Origin of the sequence: Nonomuraea rhizosphaerae (assembly GCF_019396405.1) — a bacterium.
GTDB classification, from domain to species: domain Bacteria; phylum Actinomycetota; class Actinomycetes; order Streptosporangiales; family Streptosporangiaceae; genus Nonomuraea; species Nonomuraea rhizosphaerae.
On the sequence record NZ_JAHKRL010000439.1, the window covers coordinates 1 to 8020 of the forward strand.

An 8020-nucleotide genomic window follows, 5' to 3' on the forward strand; every position below is an offset into this window, starting at 1 on the left:
GGACCGCCGACACCACGTCGGCGGGCGGCGGCGGCAGCGGGTCGATCGCGCCGGTGCGCAGGTCGAGGACGTCCAGCTCGGAGCGGCCCGTCTGGTTCCAGACGAGGACGGCGCGGCGGCCGTCGAGGGCGGGCGCGAACAGGTCCAGCTCGGCGTCGGGCCGCTCGGCCATCACGGCGGCCATGTCTCCCACGGAGGTGCTTCCCGTCACCGGCCCGGTCGCTATCCCCGCCACCAGTCCAGTCGTGCTTCCCGTCACCAGAGCGGTCCGGTCGCGGCCCGCGTCCGTCACCAGGTAGGCGATCTCCCCCTCCGGCGACAGGTACCCGTCGTCCGTGCTGCCGCCCGTGCCGACCGGCAGCGGCCGTTCCTCGCCGCCGTCACGGCTCACGGACATGCGGCGGGCCCCGCGCGGCCCGTGGCGCAGCAGCACCGTGCGGTGGTCGCGGCTCACGGCGGCCGGTCGCAGCAGCGGCCCGGCCGCGACGACCTCGCGCGCGCCGGTGACCGTGTCGACCAGCACGGCCGAGGTGAGCCCCGAGGCGGCGGTCTCGGCCAGCAGCAGCGACGACCCACGTCCCGTCCAGCGGACGAACGAGGCCGATCCGCCCGCGGGCGTGCTGAGGGGGCGCAGGTCGCCGCCGTCCGCGCGGACCGTCCAGACCTGGGTGTGCTCGCCGCCGCCCGGCGCGACGAGCACGGCCAGCCGCCCGCCGTCCGGCGACCAGCTCACGTCCTCCACAGCCTGTGGACCGGTGTCCACGGGGCGCGCGGGCCCGTCCAGCGGCCGGACCCAGACCCTGGGCGAGCCGTCCTGGTCGCTGACGAAGGCGACCGCGCTGTTGTCCGGGGCGAGGTCCGGGCGGCGACAGCTCCATGCGGCGAGGCCGGCGTCCAACGGGAGACCGGGAATCAGATCCCGTGGGCCTGCAACCACAGCTCCAGGAGTCCCAGCTGCCAGAGCGTGCTGACGCCGGTCGTGGTCCTGTACAGCTCCGGCTCCGCCAGCACCTCGCCCACGTACGACTGGCGGAACACCCCGCGTTCCCGGGCGGCCGGGCTGGTCAGCGCGTCACGTACGAGCGTGGCGACGGGCCCGTCAACGTGCCGGACGGCGGGCACGGGGAAGTACCCCTTGGGCCGGTCGATGATCTCGGCGGGCAGCAGGTCGCGGGCGGCCCGCTTGAGCACGCCCTTCCCGCCCTCGGCCAGCCTCAGCTCGTCGGGGCAGGCCGCGGCCAGCTCGACCAGCTCGTGATCGAGGAACGGCGTGCGCGCCTCCAGCCCGTGCGCCATCGTCATGTTGTCCACGCGTTTGACCGGATCGTCCACCAGCATCGCGGTGGTCTCCAGGCGCAGCACGGCGTCCAGCGCGGTGTCCGCGCCGGGCGCGGCCAGGTGGTCGCGGATGAAGTCGCCACTGGCGTCCTCGTCCAGCAGGTAGTCGGGGGTGAGCATGCTCACCAGCGCGCCGTGCGGCCGGTCGCAGAACTCCTTGATGTACGTGTCCGCCGCCTGCTCGCGCGGCACCCCGGCCAGCGGCGGGAACCAGCTGTACCCGGCGAAGACCTCGTCGGCCCCCTGCCCCGACTGCACGACCTTGACGTGCCGGGCGACCTCCTGCGACAGCAGGTAGAAGGCCACGCAGTCGTGGCTGACCATGGGCTCGCTCATCGCGAGCACCACGTCCTCCAGCCCGGACGCCAGGCGGGCGTCCTCTATCCGGATGCGGTGGTGGTCGGTGCCGAAGCGGCGCGCCACCAGGTCGGACCAGGCGAACTCATCGCCTTTCTGCCCGTTCGCCGACTCGAAGCCGATGCTGAACGTGGCCAGGTCCTCCTGCCCCTGTTCGGCCAGCAGGGCGACGATCAGGCTGGAGTCGAGGCCGCCCGACAGCAGCACGCCCACCGGCACGTCGGCCACCATGCGCCTGCGCACGGCCGCGCGCAGGGAGTCCAGGACGGCTTCGTGCCAGTCGGTGGCGTTCAGTCCGGCGTGCTCGGGCAGGGCCGAACGGCTGTAGAGCGGCTGCCAGTAGCGGTGGTCGGTGGTGATGCCGTCCGGCTCGACGGTGCGTACGGTGGCGGCGGGCAGCTTGCGCACCCCGTCCAGGATCGTCCGCTCTCCGGGCACCAGCGAGTGGAACGTCATGTACTGGTGGAGCGCGACCCGGTCGATGCCGGTGTCCACCCCGCCGCCGGCCAGCAGCGCGGGCAGCGTGGAGGCGAAGCGGAGCCGCCTGCCGTCGCGCGCCACGTACAGGGGCTTGATGCCGAGCCGGTCCCTGCCCAGCACCAGCCTGCCGCTGTCGCGCTCGTGCACGGCGAAGGCGAACATGCCCTTGAACCGCTCGACGCACGCCGCGCCCCACCGATGGAACGCCTTGAGCAGCACCTCGGTGTCGGACGTGGAGAAGAACCTGTACCCGTCGCCACGCAGCTCGTCGCGCAGCTCCCGGTAGTTGTACAGGCAGCCGTTGAACACCGCCGCCAGGCCCAGGTCACCGTCGACCATCGGCTGGGCGGCCTTCTCCGACAGGTCGATGATCTTCAGCCGGCGGTGGCCGAGCGCGACGGGTCCCTGCGACCACAGCCCCGAGCCGTCGGGCCCGCGCTGCCGCATCGCCTCGGTCATCCGCCCTACGGCGCCGACGTCGGCCTCCTCACCGTCGAACCGGAACTCTCCGCTCAGGCCACACATACCTACTCCTTCTCGCTCCCTTTCTCCTCTTTCCCGCTCAGACGGGTTCTCCCTCTTCCCGCTCAGGCGGCGCTCTTCCCGCTCAGGCGGCGCGCACGTCCCCCGGCAGGACGCCGGAGCGCGTCTCGTCCAGCAGCAGGTCCACCACGTCGGCCAGGTTGCCGCGCCGGGCGAACGCCTGGCGCTGCCGGGCCGCCGAGCTGCCGCCCCGGATGACGTCCTGGGCCAGCTCCGACACGAGCGCCCAGTCCCCCGTCTCCTCCAGCTGCGGCCGCAGCCCGTCCACCATCCGCCGGACGACCTCGGCGGCCGGTCGCGGCACGCCCTCGACGGGGTCGACCAGCTCGCCCTCCATGCCGGAGCGCGCCGCCTGCCAGGTCGCCGCCCGTACGGGGTCGAGCAGCACCTCACGGCCCGGGTCGCGCTCGATCTCGGCCAGCTCCCTGGTCACCAGCGCCCTGAACAGCCCGGCGATCAGCACGATGTCCTCCACGCGCGGGCAGGAGTCGCAGACGCGCAGCTCGACCGTCGGCACGTGCGCCGACGGCCGGACGTCGAAGTAGATCATCCCCGGGTCGGTGATCACGCCCGTCCGGATGAGGTTCCTGATCATCTGCTCGTACTCCTTCGCGGAGCCGAAGCGCGCCATCGGGCCGGCGGTGGGCCAGCGCTGCCACACGAGCGTGCGGTAGCTGGCGTACCCGGTGTCCGCGCCGAGCCAGAACGGCGAGCTGGCGCTGAGCGCCACCAGCGGCGCCAGCCACGGCCCCAGCCGGTGGGCGACGGCGATGGCCAGGTCCCGGTCGGCGACCTCGGCGTGCACCTGGGTGCCGCAGATGAGCTGCTCGCGGGTCAGCAGCTGGTAGTCGTCCAGCATCTGCTCGTACCGGGGGTCGGGCGAGACCTTCATCGCCTGGAGGTCGGCCAGCGGGGCGCTGCCCGCCGCGACGATCCCGAGCCCCAGCTCACCGGCCGCCTTGATCACGGTCTCGCGCAGCACGCGCAGGTCGCCGGCCAGGTCCTCCAGGTTCGCGAACGGCTTGGTGTTGGACTCCACGGTGGAGCGCTGCAGTTCCTCGGCGAACCGGTCCTCCGGCAACGTGTCCAGCAGCAGCTGCGACCGGCACACCAGGTGCCTGGTCCTGGCGTCGACAATATGGAACTCCTCTTCGACGCCGAGCGCGATTCCCGCCATGATGACCCCCCAAAGCCCATCCGTATAGCGGTCATCTGCCCATAAATCGGGCTTTCGCACCTGGTGACCTTGCCTCCGGGTAAGTGCGAGCTTGCCCTTCGGACCCCCCGCACGTTTACGGCGTATACATCAGGCGTGTACGGTGTAAACATGCGCAGGAAATGGGCGATCGCCCTCGCCGCCGTCCTCGCTGTCCTGATCGGCGCGACCGGCTACGGCGCGTGGTACGGCAGCGACCAGGTCATCAAGGTCGTCCACTACGGCACCGGCAACACCATGACCCTGGCCGCCACGAAGGACACCGTGACGCTGACGGACTCCCCCGACACCCGCAGGCCCGGCACGTACTGGCTCGAATGGGGCGGCGCGCACACCCAGATCGGCGACGTCGTGTCGCGAACCCCGGGCGGCGTGACCCGCAGGATCCTCGGCGGCGCTGTCCCGTCCACCGGCACCCCCGGCTCCTTCAGCGCGATCCCGCCGGCCGACCCCAAGGTCTCCTGGGGGCTCGACTACTCCGACATCGTGGTCAGGACGGAGCTGGGCCCGGCCCCCGCCTGGTACGTCCCCGGCAAGGGCGACACCTGGGTGATCGCCGTCCACGGCCAGAACGGCCGGCGCAAGGCCGCGCAGAACGCGCTCCCGGCCGTTCACCGGCTCGGCCTGCCGTTCCTCAACATCACCTACCGCAACGACGAGGGCGCTCCCGCCTCACCCGACGGGCTGCTGCACATGGGCGATGCCGAGTGGCGCGACCTGGAGGCGGCGGTGCGCACCGCGCAGGGCATGGGAGCGCGGCGCGTCATCCTGTACGGCACCTCCATGGGCGGCGTCGTCATCGGCCGGTTCCTGGCCAGGTCGCCGCTGGCCCGTGTCGTGCCCGCGGTCATCATGGACGCGCCACCGTCCGACTACGAGCGGGTCGCCGCGTTCGCCGCGACGCGGATGCACGCGCCCGCGTTCACCGGCTGGCTGGGCAATCGGGTGGCCGAGTGGCGCACCGGGATCGACCTGCGGAGCATGAACCTCCGCACCCACCCGCCCGCCGTACGACCGCCCCTGCTGCTCATCCAGACGGACGCCGACCGGCAGGTGCCGGTCGGGGTGGCCCGCGACCTCTTCGCCGCCCGCGCCCGCCTCGGCTGGGACATCCAGTACGAGGAGTTCCACGGCGGCGACCACACCGAGGCCTGGAACGTCGACCGCCCCCGCTACGACCGCCTCATCGGGACTTTCCTCGCCCGCCACATACGTTCTTGATAGATGCGGACTTAGTAGATGCGGAACTTACGGCCGCAGTTGTCGAACTTCCCGGCCCAGCAGGTGAACGTGTAGACCTTCTTGGCGCCCTTGAGGTTGAACCCGCCGGTGAACTTGCCGTCCCAGGAGCGGTTGAACTTGTGCCAGCCGCCGTTCTTGTAGTACTCGAACCACACCCAGCCCTTCTTGCCACCGACCTTGTCGAAGCCGTGCCACGTCGTGTGCACCACACCGCCCGACTTCCACGTCCTGCCGGTGGTGTACGCCTTGCGGTCGCTGGAGAAGAACTTGCCCCAGTTGACGATGGTGATGGTGCCGGCCGAGACGGTCGCCTGGCTCTGCGCCTGGCTCTGCGTGGCCGCCTGAGCGGTCGGCGCGAGCGCGAGTCCGGTCAGCGCCATCGAGCCGACAAGAGCGGCCGCCGCGAAGCTCTTACGCATGGTGGGTTCCTCCCCGTTTCAGTGCGCCGGTGTGTTCCGACGAGGAGGACACTACGAACGCCCGGCGCCCCGAACTGTGGAGGACTGCACAGATACCACGTGATCAGCGCCACACACGCGATCACGCTTCCGGTACGGCCCCCCGCTACTCGGCGAACAGATCCTGGAGGGACTGAGCGGTGGCCGCGCGCATGCCCCATGCCTCGAGCTGGGCAAGATCGGTGCAGGCGTTGATCAAAGCCCGCACCTCGTCCGTGACCTCCAGGCCCCGAGCGGCCAGCACCACCAACACCATCCGAGCCGCTTCCTCCGCCTTCCCCTCCGCCTTGCCTTCTTCAAGGCCGCGGCCGAAGTGCTCACGGGCGAACGGGCTGTGGACCGGCCAGTCGGTGGACATCATGATTTCCTCCATGAGGCGGCGGATTTCGGGGGTGGCCATGCTGTAGGCGTATTCAGTGTACTTCGGAGCGTGTTCGTCGCGGGTCTCCGCCATCGCCGCGACGAAGGCCTCGACGACCTTGCGATCGCGCCCGTGAACCATGACCGACATGCTGGCGAGCTGCAGGTTGGCAGCGGCTTCCTGGGGGTCGGTGATGACGGGAATGCCGTCCGGCCCCAGCACACGAGCCTGCAGTCGATACCCGGTCAATCCCGACTCGATCGGTTGCGCGTAGTAGGCCGCGGCCGCCCGGTCGGGACAGACGACCAGGACCGTGACATCACAGCCCAGCAGCAGCCAGAGCGCGGCGGCGTAGCGGGTCAGCTGCCGGGGGGCCTTGGATTTGTCATGCTGGATCTCCACGACGATCGCGTGCGCGAGCATCTGCGGCGGCCCCAGGACGATGATGAGGTCGGCCTCGATGTCGTCGGAGCGGCGGGTGTTGAAGGTGTTCTTCTCCAGGCCGACCAGCGGAGTGTCCGGCAGGTTCACCCCCATGAGATCGCGCAGGATCTCCACCGCCAGTTGCGGGCGGTCGGTGAACAGTCGGATGAGAGCGTCATGGCGAGGGGACGGCATGGCACGCATTGTTGCATACCCATAACCCTGAGTGATGGAATATGTCGTATCAGGGTCGGCGGTCAGGCACGGCTCGCTCCAGCTCGATCAGGACCAGCGGCGGGCCTTCGTCGAAGATGTGGTCGTGGGTTCTGCCGGTCTCGGTGAAGCCGTGCTTGGCGTAGAAGCGGCGGGCCTGGGCGGAGTCCCGCAGCGTCCACAGGTGAACGTCGCCGTACCCGGCGTCTCGCACCCGGTCCAGGACGGCCGCCAGCAGGGCCGTCGCGATGCCGCTGCCCCAGACGTCCGGGTGGGCGAAGAAGGTGTGGATCTCCGCGAGGCCGGGGCGGAAGGTGGAGGCACCGAACCGGGCGAAGGCTCCCGGACGCCCGTTCAGGCGGGCCAGCAGGATCGTGTCCGCGCCCTCCGCCAGAACGCTGTGCCACTTGGCGCGCCGCTCCTCGATCCCGGCCGCGGCGACCTTCGGCGCGCACAGCGGGCCGTGCGAGACGCCCCAGGACAGGGCGTGGATCTCGCCGAGGATGTCGCCGTCACCGGGTGCCGCCGGGTGAACCGTGATCACATCGGGCACGGCCCAGACACTACAAGGAGCGTCCGGCCGAGGAGTACTTCCGGTTCTCGAGGTGCACCTGGGCGAACGGATGAACCTGGGCGAACCGATGAACCTGGGGGGACAACGGTGCGTACCAGTACCAAGACGGGCTGTTCCACACCAAGGAGGGCTGCCTCGTGCGTCATCGGATCGCGGGACTGGCCGCTGTCGTCCTCGGCGGCACGGTCCTCGGCGGCGCGGCGTTGCTGCCGCTGCCGGCCGGCGCGCACGGAGCGCCGCAGAACCCGATGAGCCGCGCGGCCGCGTGCGGCAGCGAGAACGCCAGGACCGCCAGGTCGGCCGCCTGCAAGGCCGCCGTGCGGGCGAGCGGCGCCGGCCTGCGGCAGCAGTGGGACAACCTCAGGGTGGCCTACGTCAACGGCAGGGATCGCGCGATGATCCCGAACGGCAAGCTGTGCAGCGCCGGGATCCCCGCGTTCAAGGGGCTGGACCTGGCTCGCGCCGACTGGCCGTCCACCAGGCTGGCCTCCGGGGCTCGGTACACGTTCAAGTACCGGGGGACGATCCCGCACAAGGGAACGTTCCGAATGTACGTCACCAAGAACGGCTACTCCGCGACCCGGCCGCTGAAGTGGTCCGATCTGGAGCGCAAGCCCTTCCTCACGGTCACCGACCCCAAGATGGCGAACGGCTCCTACGTGATGAAGGGCACGCTGCCCTCCGGCAAGTCGGGACGCCACCTGATCTACACAATCTGGCAGAATTCTGACACTCCGGACACGTACTACTCGTGCTCCGACGTGATCTTCGGTACCGGCGGCGGCGGCGCGGTCGCCGCCGGTACCGAACACGCC

7 protein-coding genes and 1 pseudogene are annotated in these 8020 nt (G+C 70.7%); 2 read left to right on the plus strand and 6 right to left on the minus strand.

Features of this window, described 5'->3' with window-relative positions; all coding sequences use genetic code 11:
• The 3 genes and pseudogenes from KME77_RS22545 to KME77_RS22555 all read right to left on the minus strand — a co-directional run.
• A pseudogene (locus KME77_RS22545) lies at positions 1 to 898 on the minus strand (TolB family protein); the annotation flags it as partial.
• Between the two features lie 14 nt (positions 899 to 912).
• Entirely contained in the window at positions 913 to 2700 is a 1788-nt protein-coding gene (locus KME77_RS22550; RefSeq protein ID WP_219470924.1) for an N-acetylglutaminylglutamine amidotransferase, read from the minus strand.
• Between the two features lie 82 nt (positions 2701 to 2782).
• Positions 2783 to 3895, minus strand: a complete 1113-nt coding sequence (locus KME77_RS22555; protein ID WP_219470925.1) for a carboxylate-amine ligase — start codon at positions 3893 to 3895, stop codon at positions 2783 to 2785.
• Positions 3896 to 4045: 150 nt separating this feature from the next.
• Here KME77_RS22555 and KME77_RS22560 point away from each other — a divergent pair, with 150 nt between their 5' ends.
• Positions 4046 to 5155, plus strand: a complete 1110-nt coding sequence (locus tag KME77_RS22560) for an alpha/beta hydrolase family protein (RefSeq protein WP_219470926.1) — start codon at positions 4046 to 4048, stop codon at positions 5153 to 5155.
• 11 nt (positions 5156 to 5166) lie between these two features.
• On the opposite strand, the gene KME77_RS22565 is transcribed toward KME77_RS22560, so the two are convergent.
• The 3 genes from KME77_RS22565 to KME77_RS29495 form a co-directional block, all read right to left on the minus strand.
• Positions 5167 to 5595 (minus strand): hypothetical protein, encoded by a 429-nt coding sequence (locus tag KME77_RS22565; protein ID WP_219470927.1) that lies wholly within the window; start codon positions 5593 to 5595, stop codon positions 5167 to 5169.
• Positions 5596 to 5740: 145 nt separating this feature from the next.
• Positions 5741 to 6613, minus strand: a complete 873-nt coding sequence (locus tag KME77_RS22570) for an RpnC/YadD family protein (protein ID WP_246610518.1) — start codon at positions 6611 to 6613, stop codon at positions 5741 to 5743.
• A 49-nt stretch (positions 6614 to 6662) separates the two neighbouring features.
• Positions 6663 to 7184 carry a GNAT family N-acetyltransferase gene (locus tag KME77_RS29495; protein WP_219470928.1) on the minus strand — a complete coding sequence of 174 codons (522 nt, stop codon included), beginning with the start codon at positions 7182 to 7184 and terminating at the stop codon, positions 6663 to 6665.
• Positions 7185 to 7342: 158 nt separating this feature from the next.
• Between KME77_RS29495 and KME77_RS22580 the strand changes: the two genes are divergently transcribed.
• The coding region (locus KME77_RS22580) for a lytic polysaccharide monooxygenase auxiliary activity family 9 protein (RefSeq protein WP_219470929.1) at positions 7343 to 8020 on the plus strand (678 nt) is incomplete at its 3' end.

Bases quoted from the DNA above. Each gene is read 5' to 3' on its own strand.
- KME77_RS22560 (WP_219470926.1), top strand. From the start codon at position 4,046: ATGCGCAGGAAATGGGCGATCGCCCTCGCCGCCGTCCTCGCTGTCCTG.
- KME77_RS22565 (WP_219470927.1), bottom strand. From the start codon at position 5,595: ATGCGTAAGAGCTTCGCGGCGGCCGCTCTTGTCGGCTCGATGGCGCTG.
- KME77_RS22555 (WP_219470925.1), bottom strand. From the start codon at position 3,895: ATGGCGGGAATCGCGCTCGGCGTCGAAGAGGAGTTCCATATTGTCGAC.
- KME77_RS22570 (WP_246610518.1), bottom strand. From the start codon at position 6,613: ATGCCGTCCCCTCGCCATGACGCTCTCATCCGACTGTTCACCGACCGC.
- KME77_RS22550 (WP_219470924.1), bottom strand. From the start codon at position 2,700: ATGTGTGGCCTGAGCGGAGAGTTCCGGTTCGACGGTGAGGAGGCCGAC.